The following is a 20,442-nucleotide window of genomic DNA, read 5'->3' as shown; positions in this document are numbered from 1 at the left end:
GTGGATAATATAAAAGTCAGTGTAGTAATACCTGTATATAATGTTGAACCATATTTAAGAGAATGCTTGGATAGTGTTATTAATCAAACATTAAAAGAAATTGAAATTATATGTATAGATGATCGTTCTACTGATAATAGTTATCAGATTTTAGAAGAATATGCTAAAAAAGATAGTAGAATAAGAATATTTCAAAATGAAAAAAACAGTGGTGCTGGTAAATCTAGAAATAAAGGCATTAATAATTCAAAAGGAGAATATATTGGTTTTATAGATTCTGATGATTATATATCCAATGACTATTTTGAATCTTTATATTATACAGCAAAAAAATTTAATTCAGATATTAGCAATAACATAAATATATATTCAGATACTAATTCTAAAATATCTTACCATTACTATAATTTTAATAAAATATCAAAATTAGATATTGAATATGAATCAGAAACAAAAATAGAAAATATAAATATATTATCAAAAGATCTTATTACATATGCTGTTTGGAATAAAATTTTTAAGAAAGAATTTATAAATAAAAACAAATTATCATTTATTGAAGATAAAATAGGTTCTTCAGAAGATGCAGATTTCATAATGAGAATGATAATTAACAATCCTAAAATGTCATTCAATAATTTAGGAAAATATTATTATAGGACAAGAGATAATTCTTCTATTGATACATCTATAAAAGATGTAGAATATTGGAACATTACTATAGAACAGATGCAAAATACAATACTCTATTATAAACAAAATAAAATAGAATATTTGGATTATATATATATAAAAACTTGGAATTGCCCTTATTATTTATTTTCACTATCTAATGAAATTAATAGAAAAAAATGTTATCAATATTTACATGATTTTGCTTTATCTATACATATAAGAAAAGATTTGGCTATTTTAAATATAAAAGAATATTTAGAATATGAAGAATATTTATTAATAAAAAATAATGATACTTATGAAAAATATTTATTGCAAAAACAATTATTTGAACAAATTAAATTATTAGATAGTAAAATAAATAATATTATAGAGAAACAAAATAGCAAAATAAAATTATTTGGTATAGATAATTTTGAAGATAAAAAGATTATATATATTTTTGGAATAAAAATAACATTAAAAAATAAAAAATAATTATGGATAATACATCTATGGAAAATATTAAAATAACAATAATTGCACCTGTATATAATGTAGAGCCTTATTTAAAAGAATGTTTGGATAGTTTAATTAATCAGACATTAAAAGAAATTGAAATAATATGTATAGACGATTGTTCTACTGATAATAGCTATCAAATATTGGATGAATATGCTAAAAAAGATGATAGAATCGTAATATTACAAAACGATGAAAACAGAGGAGTTGGATATACTAGAAATATAGGAGAAAAATTAGCTAAAGGAGAATATTTATATTTCATAGATCCTGATGATTATATTTCTTTGAACTTTTTAGAATGTATGTATAATACAGCAAAAAAATACAATTCTGATATTGTACAGACTCTTAATATATATACAAATACAAATGGAAAGTTAAATAAATACTGGCTTCATATAGAAAATATTTTATCTGCCGAGCAGAAAAATAATATTTCAAATTACATAGAATATGAGTCAGAAGCTTCTTTAAAAAAACTCTATAAAAAAAATATAGAAACTACAAATTTTAATTTATGGGCTAAATTATATAAAAAAGAATTTCTAATAAAAAACAATTTATTCTCTAATGAAGCTAAAATAGGGGCAGGATATGATACAGAATTAACACTTAGAATATTATTACATGCACCAAAATTATCTCATAATAATAAGGCTATATATTATTATAGAATAAGAAAAAATTCTATAGTAGATAAATACAAAAAAGAAATAAATAGGTCAATATATATAATTGATAATATGAACAATATTATCAAATATTATAATGAAAGAATACCTGATTTACTAAACGATTTATATCCAAATGTGTTTGCTTCTTGTTTTTATGTTTTTAATATATCAACAGAAAATAATAAAGCAGCATTTTATAGTTACATACATAATTTTATTTCTAAAATACATGTTTCTAAAACTGATATAGATAAAGATAAATATTTAGAATATCTATTAATAAAAAACAATGATACTTATGAAAAATATTTATTACAAAAACAATTATTTGAACAAATTAAATTATTAGATAGTAAAATAAATAATATTATAGAGAAACAAAATAGCAAAATAAAGTTATTTGGTATAGATAATTTTGAAGATAAAAAAATTATATATATTTTTGGAATAAGAATAACATTAAAAAAATAAACTATTTATTAATATATTTTATTATATTAAAAGATCTTATTTTAATTAAAAAATAATACAAAATATTTTGTAAAAACTAATTTTTGTTATATAATATATAATGATATTATTTAAAAGTTCAAGGATTTCATATGACATTAGACAACGGAGTTATTGTATTAACACCTTCAGAATTTGAAAAAAAAATGGAAGAATTAGATGATTTTATAATTTTGGATGTAAGAACAGAATTAGAGCATAATTATGAGGGAATGATAGAAAATTCCTTATTAATAGATTTTTTAAGACCTAGAGTGTTTAAAAGAGAAGTAGAAAAACTTGATAAAAATATCAATTACTTAATTTATTGTTCCGTTGGTAAAATAAGTATTGATGCTGCTTCATATATGAAAAGTGTAGGCTTTGATAATTTATATGTACTTGAAGGCGGACTTAAAGCTTGGAACAAATATTTAGGAGATGATACTAAAGTTTCTAAATTTGGAAGAGAGGAAATTGTAGAAAAAAGAAAAAAACTTATAATTAGATTAAATAGAATAGAAGGTCAGATAAATGGAATGAAAAAAATGCTCATTAAAGGTGAATATTGTGGAGATATACTTAATCAGGCTTTGGCAGTTAAGGCTGCTATGGCTAGTGTTAATCAGGAGATTATGGAAGTGTTTTTAAATACTTGTATGATTTCACCAAAAGAAAAAGAAGACTTCTTTAGATATATGAAAAAATTGATAAAATAAATTTTTTATAATAAAAAACCCTTCTGACATTTTTAATCAGGAGGGCTTTTTATTTTTTATATTTTTTACACTTTAAGAATTTTCAGAATTGGCTGCAATATTTGAATTAAACTTACTCATATCTACTTCCTTACAAATCTTTCCAGCAGCAGCAGCTGTTATCATACCATCATTTACATTAAGCATAGTTCTTCCCATATCAATTAATGGCTCTATTCCTAAAAGTATAGCAACCAATTCAACAGGGAAGTTTAAAGCAGAAAGTGTAATAAGAGCGGCATTAGTAGCACCGCCTCCAACGCCAGCTATACCAAAACTTCCTATAGCTATTATTATTACAACCTTTATTAAAAATACAGGTTCAAAAATATTTATTCCCAAAGTAGGTGCTATCATAGCAACAACCATAGCAGGATATATTCCAGCACATCCATTTTGGCCTATAGTAACAGCAAGTGAAGCTGATAGGTTAGATACTCCTTCAGATATACCCATCTTGTTTTTTAAAGTATCTACTGTCATAGGCAAAGTACCAGCACTAGTTCTTGATGAAAAAGCAAAAGCTAATGTAGGTAATGCTTTAGAATAATATTTTACAGGATTATATCCAAATATCATTAGTATGATACTATGAACTACAAGCATGATAAGTATTGCTATATATGAAGCTAATAAGAATTGACCTAATTGTGCAAAAGCTTTTAAATCACTAGTAGCCATAAATCTAGCCATTAAAGCTAATACACCATAAGGAGTTAATCTCATTACTATAGTAACTATTCTCATTACTATCTCATGTAAAGAGAACATTATCTTTCTAAAGAAATCAAAAACTTCTGGTTTTTTCTTTTTAATACCCAAAGCAGCCATTCCAACAAAAGCAGAGAAAAATACAACAGATAAAGTAGGTGAGCCGCCGCCGCCTGCTAAAGCACTAAATGGATTTGTAGGTATAATCTCTAATAATTGCTGAGGTACAGGTTTAGAATTAAATGCCTCTAATCTGTTTTCATAATTTAAAGCTCCTTGAGAATAATCTCCAACTATAGCTTGTATCTTTGAAGCGTCTAATCCGAATCCTTTAGAAATTAATATACCAACTAAAGCTGATATAGCTGTTGTTATCATCAAGATTACTATTATTATCATAGTCATCTTTGCTATATTAGAATCACCCTTTATGTTTAACAATGCCATAGTAATAGAAATAAATATTAAAGGCATAACTAACATTTGTAATAATCTTACATAACCGCTTCCAACAACATTATACCAAATCATAGTATTAGTTATAACATCTGTATTTTGTGCATATATATTTCTTAATACAAAACCTAATAATAAACCTAATATCAATGCACTTAATACCCTAACTGTGAAATTTAAATGCTTCTTTTCCATAAAATATAATAGTGATATTATTAAAAGCAAAACTATTATATTTATGACTGTATAGCCCCACATATAAATTAACTCCTTATGATATTTATATTAATGCTTAGATTATACTTAAATTTTTAAGTTTGTCAAAATTAAGATTAGCTTTTACGCACGTTAAGCGAATTTAGAAAAATAATTAGAGTTGGAATTTAATATTATTTTTTATTTTTTGCTAATTTTACCATGCGGTGTATAATCAAAAAATTTAAAAAAATCTAGGGTGGGGGCAAGAATTACTTTTAAAAACAAAAAAGAAAAATTAAGTAAAAATAAGAGACGAGATAAAGATATTTAAAGGGTGGGGTATGTAATTTAAATTTTAAAATTTACTAAAATTCCCCACCCTTTAAAATTTGATGTTTTTATTTAAAAAATTAATCTTTATTTGTTTTTTTGCTTAATTAGAAATGTTAAAGCCCGCCCAAGCTTTTATTAAATTTTTTGAGTCTGTTTCACGCACGCTGAGCAAAGTTAGAAAATTAATTGAAAATGCAATCTAAAACTATTCTATATTTTTTGTTTCACTTACCGTGCGGTTATCAAACTATAATATTGAAAAACTGATATTTTTGATATATATTATATTTATGACTATTCTTAAAATGAAATTAAAAAATGATAAAATCTATATAAAAGTTTCCGGCGGAGAATATTTCACTATACCAAAAAACGGTACTTATGAACTTGATATTTATGAGGGTATGGAATTAGAATATGATGAAATACCGCATATAAGAATGAAAGCTTATGAGGCTGCTGCTAAAAAATCTGCTGTTAGTGCATTAAGAAGAGGTTTTTTAAGTGAAGGTATGCTTAGAGATAAGTTACTTAAAAAAGGTCATAAAAAAAGATTTATTAATTATGCCATAGCTTATTGCAAAGAATATGAACTTATAGACGATAAAAGATTTGCAAAAATTACTGTTAACAGTTTGAAGTTAAAAGGCAAAAGCAAAAAATATATTCTTGATGCACTTAGAAAAGCTAAATTAAAAAACAAAACAATAGAGAGAGTATCTCATCTAATAACAGAAAAAAATGAAATAAGATCATTAAAAAATGCCATTAGAAAATATTATAAAATCTATGAAAATAAAGATAAAAGAAATGATTATATTATTAAAACCTTAATGAGAAAGGGTTTTAAATATGATTCTATAAAAAGACTATTAGATAAATATAAGCCGCACAAAAGTTAATACAATATATATTTATAGTATATTTATTTTCTATAATATAATTTCACTATTTTTATATTTTAAATGTTATATAAAAATATATATAATTATTTAAAAAGATATTTATATGATATATTGATAATTGTGTAAAAATGTATTATAATATAAATAAATTAACATAATTTTGAGGCTGGCTTGATGAGAAAAATAGCGTTGTTCTTCATAATTTTATTTAATATTTTATCGATTTCAAATATCTATGCTCAAAACAATAATCTAAAATATGATACTGATGACAAAGGATTATTTAATGCATTAAAAGACGGCAAGACGGATGTTGCTATAAATATAATAAAACTTGGGACTGATGTTAATATAAAAGATGAGTATGGTTGGAGTTTATTGCATAGAGCTGTTCAATATAATAATAAAGAAGTAATTAAAGAGCTGCTAGAAAATAAAAAAATAGATTTGGAAGTTAAGCTTCCTAAAGACACTATAATAACTAATGGTAATGATAAATGGTATGCAGACGGAGATACTCCTCTTCTTCTTGCTTGTTATTATGGATATAATGAAATAGTTGAAATGCTTCTAAATTATGGTGCTAATCTTGAGGCAAAAGATGATATAGATTCTGCCATGGCAATACATATAGCAGCGTCAAAAGGATATTCAGATATAATAGAAACTATAATGCAATCATATTCTGCAAAGAAAATAAATAACCTTGTAGATATAGAAGATGATACAGGAACAACTCCTTTAATGTGGGCATCTATGAATAATGAAATAGCAGCAATAAATACTTTATTAAAATATGGTGCTAATATTAATGCTCAAGATTATGATGGTTGGAGTGCTTTACATTTTGCGGCAGCTTCACAGAGTTATAAGGCAGTTGAGATATTATTAAAAAATAATGCTAATGCCAATTTAGAAAATGTAAATGATGATAAAGCTGTTGATTTAAGTTCTGATACAGATATAGTGGAACTATTAAGCAAATATACAAATAGATAAAAATATGGAATCAAAAAAACTTCAAAGATTTAGCGAATATAGTATGTCCACATATTTACTTTGTCCGAGAAAGTATAGATACACTTATATAGAGAAACCTTTTAAAAAATATAAGAGGGGAGTAAATGTATATTTCATATTTGGTAATGCTATACATTTAGCTTGCAAAGAGTTTTATCAGTTACGTGCTGAAGAGAGGAATTTAGATAGCTTGCACAACATATTTAGAGAGGTTTGGAAGAGAAGCGGCATAAGGTCTTTTTTTAATAGCAGGGAAGAAGAGAAAGAGCTTGGAGAGAAGGGATTATACATGCTTTCAAATTTCTTTAATTCTTTTGGTCAAAAAGTGCCTTATCAAATAGAAAGCTACAAAGAAACAAAAATAAAAGATTATATATTATTTGGACGTATAGACAGAATAGATTTATCTGCAGACGGTAGTTTACAGATAGTGGATTATAAAACAAACAAGTATTATGATTTGGGTGAAGATAATACGGAAAGAGAGAGAAAAACACTTCAGCTTAAACTTTATGCTTTTATATTAGATTCATTAAACTTTAAAGTAACCAATGGTTCATATTATCATTTTGATGAAGATAAATTCGATACAATAGACTTTACAAAAGAATCAATACAATATATAGGTGAGTGGTTTGACGAAATAATAAACGATATAAGATACGACAGAGTTTTTGATAAAAGGGTAGGCACACACTGCGAGTATTGTGATTTTAATAAGATATGTAATGGCGACTATACGGAAAATATAATAGGCAGTACAGATGAACTATTAATTAACAATTAAAGAAATATTAATAATAGGTTAGAATAAGCTTCTTCTGCAACACTAATCATAGAGTGTATAGAATGCGGTTTTACTTTAATAACATCCCCTTCTTCTAGGTCTACAACTTCTTCTTCTACTACATATCTAATTTTACCGCTTAAAACTATTACCATTTCTTCAGATGGGTGTTCATGGTAAGGTATAAGCTGATTAGTTTTTTGTTTAATAGAGTATATATTATAACCTTTATTATTTAAGATATGTATTAATTTCTCGTCATTGTTATCGCAATTAAATTCTTTTAATGTATTAGATTTATAGTAAAACTTTTGCTCAGTCATTTTATCATCCTCTTAGCTATAAATTTCGGATAAAACATTTTAAAAATTAGCAATGGTGGGGTTAAAAATGTTTCATGTGAAACATATTTAGAAAATGAATTAATAAATATTTATACTGTTTTAATATTTAAATTTAGAGATAAATATTTATATAACTAATCTTTCTAAATATTTATATTTAAAAAATAAAGCAAAATGTTTCATGTGAAACATTTAAACTATTGCAAATTATATTTTATAAATTAAAATAAATACATGGAAAATATTAACTTAAATGAAAACATAAACATAAAACAATCTGCTATATACGTGGTTGCTACTCCTATAGGAAATATGGAAGACATAACTATAAGAGCTTTAAAAATACTAAATAATGTTGATTTCATTTTAGCAGAAGATACTAGAGTAACTCTTAAACTTCTAAATGCTTACAATATTAAAAAAACTGTTTATTCTTACCATAGCCACTCAACAGAGAAAAAAATTAATGAATATATAAATAATATTCTAAATGGAAGCTCCGTTGCTATAGTAAGTGATGCTGGTACTCCTTGTATAAGTGACCCCGGTGTAAGCATCATAAGTAAGGCTATAGAGAACAACATTAAAATTATTCCTGTTGGAGGAATATCTGCTTTTACTACTTTACTATCTGCTTCTGGTATTTCCGGCAACACTTTATTTGTAGGTTTTCTTTCAAATAAATCTGGTAAAAGAAAAAATCAATTAAAAGAATTATATACAAATGAAAAAAATATTATAGTGCTATATGAATCTGTTCATAGAATAAAATCATGCATAGAAGATATTGTTAACATATTTGGAGAAAATACTTACATTGTTATCGGAAGAGAACTAACTAAAAAATTTGAACAAATTACAAGAGACAAAGCTTCTAATATACTTGCTTTTTTTACCAATAATAGTATACTTGATAAAGGAGAATTTTGCATCGTTATTGACAATAGAAAATCTAAAGTATGCAAAGCTAATGCCGAAAATATATTATGTAAGGAGTCAAATTATGACAATTGATAAAATAGGCGGCACACAAAATATACAATTTAATTCTAAAGTAAAATATTCAGATAAAACATCTCAATTAGGTTCTGATAGACTTGAAATATCTAATGAATCTAAAATAGCTTTGCAAAATAAAAGATTGGTTGAGTTAGTTAAACAATCTCCTGATATTAGAGAAGAAAAAGTTGCTGAGGCTAAAAAAAGATTAGAAATGTACATGAAAGACGGTGCTTTAAGAAAAGAAGTACTAAACTCTTTGGCTAACTCTATTATAGATGTTATGCCTATAGATGAATAATAATAAATTTATTTTTAGTTAAAAAATTATTAAATAGTAAGCTTTATTAGCTTACTATTTTTTATAGTAAATCATTCATATTCAATATTTAGAAAATTTATTTACAAGTTCTACTCTGTTTTTTACTCCAGATTTATAATATATATTTGCTACATGATTATTAACTGTATTTAATGATATATCAAAAATTAAAGATATTTCTTTATTAGTTTTTCCTGAAAGTAAATAAGACAATATCTGTTTTTCTCTCTTAGTTAAATTAAAATCATTTTCTTCCAACTTTTCTTCTAATTTAATATTATTATCTGATTCATCATTATTATTAGATAAACTATCAGAAATTCTTTTATTATTAGACTTTATCATGCTTATAAAATACCATAGAAAATAACCTAACATTACTAAATTCCACCATGTATAAAATAGCATTAAAGTTACATCTATAGAGTTTATATTCATAAACTCTTTTCTATAAATAATTAATTGATAAATCAATACAGGATAAATTAATATAGTTATTATACCCAAAACCTTTACTATAAACTTAAAAGTTTTATCTTCTATATTTTTATAATTCAAAAATCCTACTATTAATAAATAAAATATAGATACATAAAATATCATACTAGATAAAATATATATATTAAATGATGTAAGTATTCCTACAATACTTAATACAAAATAAAATATAGATAAAATTAAATAAGATAAATTAGTTTTTAGACTCCATTTTATCTTTAAAAACCTGTATAAAAATGCAGGTATAAAATAAAGCATCAATGCCATAGCTAAAGTTAATATAAAGAAATAAAGCATATTAAAAATGTTATTGGAAGTAAAAGAAGGGAGCGTTAAAAGTGTTATTAGTCTTATAGTTCTTATAAAAATTAATATGCCAAATGTAAATAAAAATACTATATAATATTTAAGCCATAGAACTCTCTCTATTATATAGTATACAATAGAATAAAATATAGTTGAAAAACCTATTATAAATGATAATAAGTAAAATATTAAAAGCAAATAATTAAATATATAATTCATAAACCTACTTTTTAATAGGAAATATAATATTTATTCTTGTTTTACTTCCTATGTTGTCAAACCAAATATTTCCAGAATGCCTATTAATAATATAATAAGATGTATACAAAAATATATTATTAAAATGTCTGCCATTATAACTTATTAATGGTGTTTTGAAAAGCTTTCTTTTTATATCTTCAGGTATATTATTAGAATCAAAACTAATACTTATAAGAACATTATCTTTACTAAAATTTAATAAAGAACTATTCCCACTAAAAAATAAAAATCTCTCATCTTCATAATTAACAAAACTATATGCTACATCTATAAAACTATTAGATTTTATTAAATTATAAATAAACATAAAAACATAGGATATAGAATTGGATATTTTATTTTTATCTATTAAAATATTAAAATTATTGCTTATCTCTTCACCCAATTTTATTTTTACTCTTTTTGAAATAAATAAACTATAGCAATTATCTATTACATTACTCATTAATATATTTATATTCTCTATATTTTTATTTAATGATAAATTACCAAGTGTTATATCATTAAAATCATTAAAGGCTTTCATAGTAGTATTTATGAGAAAAGACTGTCTTATAATTGAATCTTTATCTTCTTTTATTTCTTCAGTTTTATCAATATTTTCTGCGTATTTAGATATTGTGAAATTATAGTTTTGTATATCATATATAATGTTAGATATAAGTAATTTTATTTTCTTATTAGTATAAAGAGTTTTTCTCATGTTGTTATTATAACATACAAATTTTAAAAAATCTAATTTTGAATTCAAAAAATGAATTTATAATATAAATTTATATTATAAATTTATAATGTAAATTTTAATTAAGAATTTATAATATTTATTTAAACTTATCAACATTATAAACAACTTATCAACATATTTAATTATTGAATTCATTAAGTAATTTTTTAAATTTGAATTCAATTTTTAAACCATTAGATGCTTTTATATATTAATATAATATATTTTTAAATTTTAAAAATTTATTGTTATTATTATAGCGTTAATATGTTGATAAGTTTTGTATATAAGAAGAAACTAAAAAAACTATTTTATAAGATGTTGATAAGTTATTTATTATAAACAAATATTTAATTTCCTAAATTTCATAAATTCAAAAATAAAATTTATAAAAAATTTATTTTAAAATTTAGTTAGTAAGTTGATAATTGTTATGCACTTATCAACAGTTTATTAACAATTCTTATAATCACTTATATTTTTTACATAGATTATATAAGAAAATAACATATCTGGAGAGAATATGTCATATAATTTTAAGTTAATTGTTAGAAATGGACATAATGAAGAAATTTTGGATTTAATAGATTTAAGTTCTCAGATAAAATTATCAGATATAAAACTAGACTTAAAAACAATAGAAGGCAATAAATACACATCAATAAAATCTGGTATAGGAATCATATCATCAGGGAGAAGGCTTGATTTTGCAATACCTATTTTTGAATATAAAGATAATTTAGGAAAATGGATAAAAATAGAGTCTCAATATACAAAATATACAACTATGATTCTTTCAAATAACTCAAATAGATATTTTATAAGAATAGAGTTTGAAAATGAGATTTATGAGGCAGAACATATAATGACTTCTGTTGGAGGATACACTGTAAAATATATAAATAATTTAGGCGTTATAAACATTTCTCTTGAATCGTTAGACAAAACTTTTCTAAGGCAAAAAGAAGACACCTATAAATTAAATATCACAAATGAAAATAAACAGGATATATATTATAAATCTTTAAGTTTAGTTCCTACTGCTGTGTCATTTAGTTTGGAGTTTGATAATATAATAGGAAATGAGCTTTATTTCTTATTTGCAAACAAGCAAAATTTCGGTATAGAGGCCAACATAAATAATATAAATGCCACTAGATGCACAGTTGATTTTGACGGAGAAGTTTTAAAAGTAAATGGGATTGTATATGATTATAAAGGTATAAGGCCAGAGCTTAATGTTGGAGATAATATATTTTATTTAGATACCAATCAAACTTGCACAAATGCCTATATAAGATACAGAAGGGGTGTTTTAATATGATTATGCCTTATCATTTTTTAAGCGGTATATATAAGCTTCCTCCAAGTGAGTACAAAAAATTTGAAGAAACGGGAAGCTATATAAAAATAATCCCATACTATAATAATAAATATTATACTGAAAGAGAGATAATATATACAGAAAATTTTTATAAAACCTATGAGTTTAATTTAAATAAAAGAGGCGGAAGCTCTGGCAAAATAAGTTTTAATATTCCATTAGATAATATAAATATAAATGATAAAGTAGAATATTTTTTAAATGGCACTAAAAAGTTTGTAGGCTATATTGAAAGCATAGATAATTCTGGTTTGAATGTTACAGTTATACCTATATGGGGAAGGCTTCTTCATCAGTACATACAGGGGGATTTAATTTTAGAATCTACTAGCGGAGTTCTTGATGTAGTTTTATCTCTTAGAGAAAAAATAGAAGAGATGGGTATAATTTTTGATGAGAAAAACATCGATTTAAATAATGATAAACAAATAACAATGTCTTTTAGCGGAAAGAATGTTTCTGATATACTCGATGAAGTAGAAGAGAATATATCAAAAAGTTACTCTTGGGGAGTTGATATCAATAATACATTTTATTTTAAAGAGTTTTCTAATATTCCAACTAAAAAACTTAATTGGCATAATAATCATTTTTCAGAGAGTGAATATACAGAGGACTCTTCAGATTTAGTTAGCAGATACATAATAAAAATGAAAGACAGCATAACAGATGAAAATGGAGAGGATAAAGAAGTTTATAGAGCTCTTCCAAAAATAGTTGGTGCAGATAAACTATATCCTGCCATACCATTAGAAAAAGAGATAGGCATAAAAACAGATATTTTTGAACTTAATTATAAGCTTGAAAATTATGACCTTGCCTATAAATATGCTTATCAGTTTTTAACAAATCAAGAGAAGAAAGAGAGTGTTCAGCTAAAAAACATAAATTATAATTTAACAGGTATTAATATAAATGAATGTGTAGAGTGTATATTAAAGCCTACAAACAATTTTTATAAAGTAATAGATTTCAATGATTTTACAGTTATAGAAAGCCATTTAAATGAAGTTTATTCAAGCGATATAATAGACATTGATAATGAAATAGAGACAAGAAAATATCCAAACTATAAACAGCAAAACAGCGTAAAACTTTCTGATATAGACAAATATTATAAAGATGTATGCAATCATGTTTATAATATTACAAAGATAGCTATATTTTTTTCTGATGGTTTGGAAGACAAAGAAAGTAATGTTAGTGCATTGCTTCAACTTGAAGATGGAGAGCATACACAAAGAAAGTACTGTAAAAATGGTTTTGCTTTATTTGATGTTTCAGGATATGACAAGAGAAATATTATAATAACATCAGAGAGAAGCAATATACTTTATGAGAAGTTTATATGTTTTTTTGACTGTGGTTCTAAGACTGTAGAGATGAATGTGAGGAGCATTAATTATAAGTTTGAAAACAATCATTTAACAGTTGATGCAGAGTTATCAAAGATGAATGTAAAACGAACTAATTATTTATATGATCAAGAAGAGCGAAGGAAGAAGTTGGAGAGTCTTTTAACCTATTCTGAGAGCTAATTCATAAACTATAAAAATACCAAATTTAATCTCAAAATATACTAAAAATTTTAAGTTTGTCAATTTTTTTTTGTTGTTCTTTTTCCCGCCTTCGCGGTGCGGACTTCGTCAAAGAACCAAAAAGTGCAAGTATATAAATAATATATATTCTATTATTAAAAAAATTTATCTTAAGGAAATTTTATGTCATCAGGAACTATATTAAATTATTTCGGGCTTGCAAACACCTATAATCCATTTACAGATGAGAATGCATTACAAGAGGTTCATGATTTAGATTTTGATATACCTCTTTTAAGCCCATTCAAAAATGCTGATTATGTTGCAGTAAGCACAGGTCTTTTAACCACTTCACTTTCTTTTTTGAATGATTCCATACTTCAAGTAATAGACCCAAACACAAACAAAAAAATAGCAGATTTAAATCCTGTAATAGGAGATATTGGAAATGATAAATATATGCCTAAAGAAAATGAAGTTTTTTGGTTTAACAAAGAAGGCTTAAGGGGTACTTATTTTTTAAGCTCAATCTATGCAGGTAAAAAATTTAGAATAGTAAGCGGAAGATATGTAACAACATCAATAACAAGTTCCGTTCTTAATGATATATTTGAAAGAACTATTGGAGTGCCTTCATATATTGAGAATATAAACAACAAAATAGAAAGTATTCAGAATAATTCTACTTTTGTATTAAAAGAAGTTATAACAAAAACAGGAGAAGGCAATCAAAATTGGGCATTAAATTTGAGGGAAGATTTAGAGTATTTACAAGTATGCGGAATAGTTGAAGGAGATACCAATGCCCTTATAAGCTTATCTTCATTTGGACTTTTTAGTGATATTTCTGACAATGTTCCTTTGATAGGCTATTTTGGAAGTTATGCGAGCTATAAATATTTTGGAGGCGAGTTTCAAAAGAACATAATAGGCAATTTTAGTGGGCTTCCAAATTTAATGAGCTTTCCTATTTTGGAAGATAAAAAACCAGTGTTGGCTTTAAAAAACAATGGCAGTAATAGTATAAAAGCCACATTATATTTTTTGGTACGCAGCAAATAAAAGTTTATAAACTTATTTCAAAACTATTAATAATATTTTTTAGTATATACTGAAACAGCTATATTTTGTTTAAAAGAAATTTTTCTTCAACTTTTTCCCGCCGCAAAAAGTTGCAAAAAGTGCAAAGAATGCAATTTTTGTGCTTCTTTTATACTAATAACGCAGACACTTCATTCGGTCGCTATGCGGAGTTCGTCAAAGTTTTCGCCCTTCCGGGCACGCTTTGCGAAAAGTGCGAATAATTTAATTTTATCAGCTATAAATATTTATAAAATGCAGTCTTTTTGCTTCTTTGGGTTACCAAAAGAAGTGGGGGTTCTGGGGCTAGCCCCCGCAAATAATTAAAATTAAAAATATGATTTTGACAAACTTAAAAATTTCAGTATATAGCTAAACAATTATATCTTGTTATATAAGTTTTTTATTTAATTTTTTTATGCCGCAGTAAAAAAGTTTTTGCATTTTGTGTACGATACATTGAATAAATGCATTTTTATATTTAATTCTTTTCAATATGTTTTGAAACAAGTCTTTGAATAATGAATAATCATAATAAAAATATTTGGAGTAAATCTATATGTTTCTTAATGAAAATAATTTACAAGCTCCTTTTCAATATAAGATAAGCGAGAATAGTTTTAAATTAGAAAAAATAAATAATTCATTGCAACTAAGTGAGGATAATGAGCAGATAAAAGTTTTTAAAGGTGAGAAATTATTTTGTGTTGATATAGGATACGGCATAAACGGTGCTTTAGAGGAAATGGAGTTTATTTTAGATGGTGTTAGGGTGTATCCTCTCTTATTAGATGATATTAATTGCATTAGAGAATTGGAAGAGGTAGAAGAAAATAAAATATACCTAATAAAAAATGATGTTAATTTTAAGAGTATAATTTTTTTGTCAGTAACTCATTTAAATAAACAATTTGAATATTCTATTACAGCTTATAATACAACATTAAGCTCTTGGATGTTTGATTATATAGCAAAAAAGATTAATACCCTTGATACAGATTACCCTATAAAAAACTATTATGGTAAAACTGATTATAAAATAAATGATATTATAAAACACAATGGTTATTTGTATAGAGTAAATAAGGATTTTTTAAGCGATGATTCTGATTATTATTTAGTGTCTAATTGTTCTATTATTACACCTTTTAAGAGTTTAGAAACTGGTAGCAGTTATAATGCAGGTGAGATTTTAGAGTATGAAAATAATTTTTTTGTAGTAAGCGAAAATTTTATTTATAGCGAAGAAAATGATATTTATAATTTTATTAAACCTCTGATTGAAATAATAAATTGGTTTGACGGCATTAAAAAACTTTATAAAAATCAAATAATAGTAAATAATGGATTATTTTATTTGGTTTTAGACTATGTAGAAAAACCTATATGGAATAATCTAATAAGAGATAATAAAATAGAAATATTGTCAAAAGCATCTAATATATTTTATGATGACAGTAACACTTCTTTTGGAAATAATACAAATAATATTCAGCTTGCCATAGAAAAACTAAAAATAGATGTAGAAAATAAAATTCCAACAGGAGGGTCAAATCTAGCAAACAATATTTTGTATGATAATTCTAAAACTAATTTAGGTTGTAAAACAGGAGAGTATGATTTTCCTAAATTTAAAAATACTATACCAGAAACTATTAATTTATTACTTACCGATGGTACAAATGATTATCCTGCATCCATTATAAAACAAGAAGACGGAAGTTATTCATTTAATGCTAGTTTAAATAATATTGAATCCTTTTACGGAACAAAAGCAATATCATTAGTAATAAAGAGTATAGAAACTTGTATAGAAAGTATTGAAATATTAAATATAATAAATATATTTTGGAAAGTTTTATCTGGTGATGAATGGACTGTTAATGATGGAGATATATTCATAGAAGGTATAAGTGATGATCTTCAATTTGAGTTTATACAAAAGAGTTTAATTATATCAAAAGCAGATTTAAGTGATTTTGAGCGTAAACCATATAACATTACATTAAATATAAAAAATAGACAATTAAAAAATATAGATACTTATTTTTTAGGAATAGGAAATTACAGCAGCACAAATTTTTTATCTTATTTAAATCTTCAAAATAATAATGGAGCTGTAAAGTTAGTTGGTGCTATAAAAGGTTCTGGTGATGCTATAGGGGCTTTTACTGCATCATATAGTTTTTTAAGTACATTAGCAAATTATTTTAATTTATCATCATCTTATATAAATACAAGTGAGATTACATCAAATACCGGAAAAGCAGTAAAATATTATTTTACTCAAAATGCTTTAAATATAAATGCTGTAGATTTAATTATAGCATATCAAGACGGAAGTCAAATAAATTATGAGGATGTATTTACTTTAAATCTCACACCTAATAAAAACTACTCAGTTAATCCTATTTATAAAAATGTTACTAATATCCAAGAGCTTGGAGAGAGTTTAGCTTTAAGATATATGATACCTCCATATTATGTACAATATCCAGATGTTGAAGGTAATTTTAATCCTAATGAGGAGCCTTCTGTATGGTTCAAAAAAATGTATAATATTACTACTACTTGGCAAATAATGTTCAATACTGAAAGTGTGTATTTTAGGACGGAAGGTGATTTGGCTAATGTAGGCAGGGTTAATGGTATACAAGGTGATGCTGGTAGGAATGCTACAGGAAGTTTTTTTATTAGGGGGTTAATAGCTGTTAGTGATGGGTATGGGGTTTTATATGGAATTGATAATACAAATAACTGGAGTTCTGCGGTTACTAGCACTACTACGGCAAAAGGGGGTATAGCCATAGATTTATCACGTGCTTATACTACTGCTAATGAGTTTAGAGTGAAAAATAGATTAATAATAATATATAAACTGCTTACAATAGATGGAAAAACAGTAGGCGATATTATAGGAGCGTAAAATGATATTTGTTATATATGATAAAAATACTTATAAATGTTATTTTGTTGAAGGTCAAAACATTAACGATTTTAAGTTACAGCCTAATGAAGTTATAAAAGAGCATAATAGTAATGATTTAAGCCAAACAGATATAAGAGCTTATAATAAAGACGGCTCTGTAAAAAGTTTAGAACAGCAAGTACAAGAAAAGATTATAACTCTTAAAGACAATGAAATGATAGATGACGGTATAATTAGAGAATTAAATAAAAATAATAATGATGATTTAATTGTGATGATTGAAAGAGGGCTTGAAGTATTAGACAAAACTAAAAAGATAGTAACCAATGAAAACGGTAAAAAGTATATTACAGAAAAGACTACAAAAGAGAAATACGAGCAAGGATTAATAACAGTAGAACAGTATAACGAATATATTATACAGCAAAGACAAAGTCAATACATTCAAAACTTAGACGGGGTGAGAGCTGAGCTTTTAGATGATGTTCTTAATAGTCTAGCAGAGCAAGGGTTATTAAGTGAAAATCAAATTAGTACATTAAATACTTTGCAAGATACTAGAGCCAATATAAAAGCTCAGTACAAAAAAATATTATGAGGTGCAATATATGATTGATATAAAAAAATATTTAGATGCTCTTAATATAGATTTTTCTTGGGAGAGTGTGTTAAAAAAATATTTACTTGCATATAACATCACAAAAGAAAAAGATGTAAAGATGTTTTTAGCTCAAACAAGCCATGAAAGCTATAATTATAAAAGGCTTGAGGAGAGTTTTAAATATAAACCAGAAGTTTTAGTAAAAGTATTTCCAAAATATTTTAGTACTCTTGAAGAGGCAAAAGATATTTTATCTAAAGGAGATGAAGCACTTGCTAATAGGGTATATGGAGGAAGACTCGGCAATAATTTTGATGAGGGATACAAATACAGAGGAAGAGGAATAATACAGCTTACAGGAAAAAGTAATTATATTAATTATGGAAGGCTTCTTAATATTGATTTGGTTAATAATCCTGATTGGCTTTTAGATAGAAATGTTGCTGTTAATGTTGCTTGCTGTTATTGGGTAAACAGAGGTCTTTTAGGCACTGATGATATAAGAAAAGCAACTAAAAAAATTAATGGCGGGTACAATGGATTAGAGGATAGAATTAGAAGATACAAAAAAATAGAAAATCTATAAAAAGGCATTTTATGAATAATAGTTTGGATAAAAAAATATTTAATTATAATAAAAGCTATAATAAAAAAAATAATTTTGAAAACAGATTAACTCAAATAGAAACAATAGTAGGTATAAATAATAATGGCACTCCAAATGGAAACGGAATTATTAATATGCTTGAATGTTTTAATAGAGATGTGAGTGAAAATAAAGAAAACTTAAAAGACATACATAAAGATATTAATAATATAAAGTTTAAATTAGGAGAATTAGAATATATATTAAAAGAGCATCAAAACACAAGACGTTTTATAGAAGAAGAAATATCTTCAACTAAAACAGACATTAAAGAAATAAAGTCTGCATTACAAGACAGCATTACAACAAAGAGCATAATAAAAATAAAAAATATAATAATAGGGCTTGGGGCAGTGATAGTTGCACTTAGCACAATTATAGGAAGCATAGTTTTTTTTGCAAATAAGTTAGGGTGATAGTAATGAATAGTAAAAATTTTAATAAAAAAGTAGATGAGATATTTTCTTCTAAAGGCATAGGTAAGAAATTAAGCCTTATTACAAAATTTATTACCTTTACAATCGGCATAATAATATATTGTTATGTTGTATATTTTAATAAGACAATACCTAGCAAAGAAGCAAGTATATCAATAATAGTATTTATGCTTGGATGTTCTTCTGTAATGTATGGGGTGGATTTGAGTTTGATAATAAGGAATATTAAAGGTGATAGAAATAATAAAGATTCTAACAAATAAATATACTTATATAATTTTATTTGTATTAATTGTTTGCTCTTATATTTTATTTTTAAATTTAAGTTTGCAAAGTAAAAATAAAAAGATAGATGACTTAGAAATAGAAATAGAATCTCTCAATAACAGTAATTCTTTTTTATATAAAGATTTAATATTTAAAGAAAAGCAAATTAGTGTAATAAAAAGTTTTTCAAACAGCACAACACTTATTAATAAAATGACCAATGAGGTTTTGGATAATGAAACTAAATATATTGTTGATACAATTAAAAAAGATTTTTATAGTTCTTTTAATTAGTTTATTGATTAATTTATTTTTTTTATCTTGTAGTAGTATGAACAATAATGTTTGTGATTTAACTCCTCCTCCTTCAATATATATTATAAAAGATGTTAAAACAAAAAAAGATTTATTAAAAAACTATAAAGATGCTACTATAAAAATTTCTCATTGGCAGAATTGGTATAATATACAAGTTGGAAGCAATTATTTTTATTATAGCAATTCAAACTAATTGGGCGGTAGATTAAATTTATTATTTAACACATATTTCTAATATATAAATCTAAAAACACTTGCACTTTTTGGTTCTTTGACGA

General features: G+C 24.8%; 22 protein-coding genes. 18 read left to right on the top strand and 4 right to left on the bottom strand.

Annotated elements, in window-relative coordinates; all coding sequences use genetic code 11:
• From GQX97_RS05735 to GQX97_RS05725, 3 genes are all read left to right on the top strand, one after another.
• Positions 1 to 1,152 (top strand): glycosyltransferase family 2 protein, encoded by a 1,152-nt coding sequence (locus tag GQX97_RS05735; RefSeq protein WP_232473267.1) that lies wholly within the window; start codon positions 1 to 3, stop codon positions 1,150 to 1,152.
• Positions 1,153 to 1,169: 17 nt separating this feature from the next.
• Positions 1,170 to 2,324: a glycosyltransferase gene (locus GQX97_RS05730; protein WP_157151003.1), complete on the top strand. Its 1,155-nt coding sequence runs from the start codon at positions 1,170 to 1,172 to the stop codon at positions 2,322 to 2,324.
• A 131-nt stretch (positions 2,325 to 2,455) separates the two neighbouring features.
• A complete protein-coding gene (locus GQX97_RS05725; protein ID WP_157151002.1) occupies positions 2,456 to 3,061 on the top strand; it encodes a metal-sensing transcriptional repressor in 606 nt (201 codons plus the stop codon).
• A gap of 72 nt (positions 3,062 to 3,133) precedes the next feature.
• On the opposite strand, the gene GQX97_RS05720 is transcribed toward GQX97_RS05725, so the two are convergent.
• Positions 3,134 to 4,525, bottom strand: a complete 1,392-nt coding sequence (locus GQX97_RS05720; RefSeq protein ID WP_157151001.1) for an L-cystine transporter — start codon at positions 4,523 to 4,525, stop codon at positions 3,134 to 3,136.
• Positions 4,526 to 5,103: 578 nt separating this feature from the next.
• Here GQX97_RS05720 and GQX97_RS05715 point away from each other — a divergent pair.
• The 3 genes from GQX97_RS05715 (at position 5,104) to GQX97_RS05705 (ending at position 7,510) form a co-directional block, all read left to right on the top strand.
• Complete coding sequence (locus tag GQX97_RS05715; RefSeq protein ID WP_157151000.1) at positions 5,104 to 5,700, top strand: regulatory protein RecX; 597 nt, start codon at positions 5,104 to 5,106, stop codon at positions 5,698 to 5,700.
• A 177-nt stretch (positions 5,701 to 5,877) separates the two neighbouring features.
• Entirely contained in the window at positions 5,878 to 6,702 is an 825-nt protein-coding gene (locus tag GQX97_RS05710) for an ankyrin repeat domain-containing protein (RefSeq protein WP_157150999.1), read from the top strand.
• Between the two features lie 4 nt (positions 6,703 to 6,706).
• Positions 6,707 to 7,510: a PD-(D/E)XK nuclease family protein gene (locus tag GQX97_RS05705; RefSeq protein WP_157150998.1), complete on the top strand. Its 804-nt coding sequence runs from the start codon at positions 6,707 to 6,709 to the stop codon at positions 7,508 to 7,510.
• On the opposite strand, the gene GQX97_RS05700 is transcribed toward GQX97_RS05705, so the two are convergent.
• Positions 7,507 to 7,833, bottom strand: a complete 327-nt coding sequence (locus GQX97_RS05700) for a cupin domain-containing protein (protein WP_157150997.1) — start codon at positions 7,831 to 7,833, stop codon at positions 7,507 to 7,509. The two genes, GQX97_RS05705 and GQX97_RS05700, sit on opposite strands and share 4 nt — an antisense overlap.
• 255 nt (positions 7,834 to 8,088) lie before the next feature.
• Here GQX97_RS05700 and rsmI point away from each other — a divergent pair, with 255 nt between their 5' ends.
• Together rsmI and GQX97_RS05690 are read left to right on the top strand one after the other, a co-directional pair.
• The gene (gene rsmI / locus GQX97_RS05695; RefSeq protein ID WP_157150996.1) at positions 8,089 to 8,868 is read left to right on the top strand and encodes a 16S rRNA (cytidine(1402)-2'-O)-methyltransferase; all 780 of its coding nucleotides are present in this window, start codon (positions 8,089 to 8,091) and stop codon (positions 8,866 to 8,868) included.
• Positions 8,858 to 9,154 carry a flagellar biosynthesis anti-sigma factor FlgM gene (locus tag GQX97_RS05690; RefSeq protein ID WP_157150995.1) on the top strand — a complete coding sequence of 99 codons (297 nt, stop codon included), beginning with the start codon at positions 8,858 to 8,860 and terminating at the stop codon, positions 9,152 to 9,154. The genes rsmI and GQX97_RS05690 overlap by 11 nt, the downstream gene beginning before the upstream one ends.
• Before the next feature lie 81 nt (positions 9,155 to 9,235).
• Here GQX97_RS05690 and GQX97_RS05685 read toward each other — a convergent pair whose 3' ends face one another.
• Positions 9,236 to 10,198, bottom strand: coding sequence for a helix-turn-helix transcriptional regulator (locus GQX97_RS05685; RefSeq protein WP_157150994.1), 963 nt, complete (start codon positions 10,196 to 10,198; stop codon positions 9,236 to 9,238).
• A 4-nt stretch (positions 10,199 to 10,202) separates the two neighbouring features.
• Positions 10,203 to 10,943 carry a histidine kinase gene (locus GQX97_RS05680; RefSeq protein WP_157150993.1) on the bottom strand — a complete coding sequence of 247 codons (741 nt, stop codon included), beginning with the start codon at positions 10,941 to 10,943 and terminating at the stop codon, positions 10,203 to 10,205.
• A gap of 544 nt (positions 10,944 to 11,487) precedes the next feature.
• Here GQX97_RS05680 and GQX97_RS05675 point away from each other — a divergent pair.
• From GQX97_RS05675 to GQX97_RS05630, 10 genes are all read left to right on the top strand, one after another.
• Positions 11,488 to 12,288, top strand: coding sequence for a hypothetical protein (locus tag GQX97_RS05675; protein WP_157150992.1), 801 nt, complete (start codon positions 11,488 to 11,490; stop codon positions 12,286 to 12,288).
• On the top strand, positions 12,285 to 13,886 hold the full coding sequence (locus GQX97_RS05670; RefSeq protein ID WP_157150991.1) for a hypothetical protein: 1,602 nt from the start codon (positions 12,285 to 12,287) through the stop codon (positions 13,884 to 13,886). The genes GQX97_RS05675 and GQX97_RS05670 overlap by 4 nt, the downstream gene beginning before the upstream one ends.
• 183 nt (positions 13,887 to 14,069) lie before the next feature.
• A complete protein-coding gene (locus tag GQX97_RS05665; RefSeq protein WP_157150990.1) occupies positions 14,070 to 14,948 on the top strand; it encodes a phage tail protein in 879 nt (292 codons plus the stop codon).
• A 577-nt stretch (positions 14,949 to 15,525) separates the two neighbouring features.
• On the top strand, positions 15,526 to 17,892 hold the full coding sequence (locus GQX97_RS05660; RefSeq protein ID WP_157150989.1) for a phage tail protein: 2,367 nt from the start codon (positions 15,526 to 15,528) through the stop codon (positions 17,890 to 17,892).
• A gap of 1 nt (position 17,893) precedes the next feature.
• On the top strand, positions 17,894 to 18,493 hold the full coding sequence (locus GQX97_RS05655) for a phage tail protein (protein ID WP_157150988.1): 600 nt from the start codon (positions 17,894 to 17,896) through the stop codon (positions 18,491 to 18,493).
• Between the two features lie 10 nt (positions 18,494 to 18,503).
• Complete coding sequence (locus tag GQX97_RS05650; protein WP_157150987.1) at positions 18,504 to 19,082, top strand: glycoside hydrolase family 19 protein; 579 nt, start codon at positions 18,504 to 18,506, stop codon at positions 19,080 to 19,082.
• Positions 19,083 to 19,093: 11 nt separating this feature from the next.
• Positions 19,094 to 19,558: a hypothetical protein gene (locus GQX97_RS05645; RefSeq protein ID WP_157150986.1), complete on the top strand. Its 465-nt coding sequence runs from the start codon at positions 19,094 to 19,096 to the stop codon at positions 19,556 to 19,558.
• Between the two features lie 5 nt (positions 19,559 to 19,563).
• Positions 19,564 to 19,842, top strand: a complete 279-nt coding sequence (locus GQX97_RS05640; RefSeq protein ID WP_157150985.1) for a hypothetical protein — start codon at positions 19,564 to 19,566, stop codon at positions 19,840 to 19,842.
• Positions 19,811 to 20,140: a hypothetical protein gene (locus tag GQX97_RS05635; protein WP_157150984.1), complete on the top strand. Its 330-nt coding sequence runs from the start codon at positions 19,811 to 19,813 to the stop codon at positions 20,138 to 20,140. The genes GQX97_RS05640 and GQX97_RS05635 overlap by 32 nt, the downstream gene beginning before the upstream one ends.
• A gap of 37 nt (positions 20,141 to 20,177) precedes the next feature.
• The gene (locus GQX97_RS05630; protein WP_157150983.1) at positions 20,178 to 20,357 is read left to right on the top strand and encodes a hypothetical protein; all 180 of its coding nucleotides are present in this window, start codon (positions 20,178 to 20,180) and stop codon (positions 20,355 to 20,357) included.
• Positions 20,358 to 20,442: the final 85 nt, after the last annotated feature.

This window comes from Brachyspira sp. SAP_772, from assembly GCF_009755885.1.
GTDB lineage: Bacteria > Spirochaetota > Brachyspiria > Brachyspirales > Brachyspiraceae > Brachyspira.
The sequence above is the reverse complement of the archived record's forward strand: the minus strand, read 5'-3'. Positions and strand labels throughout refer to the sequence as shown.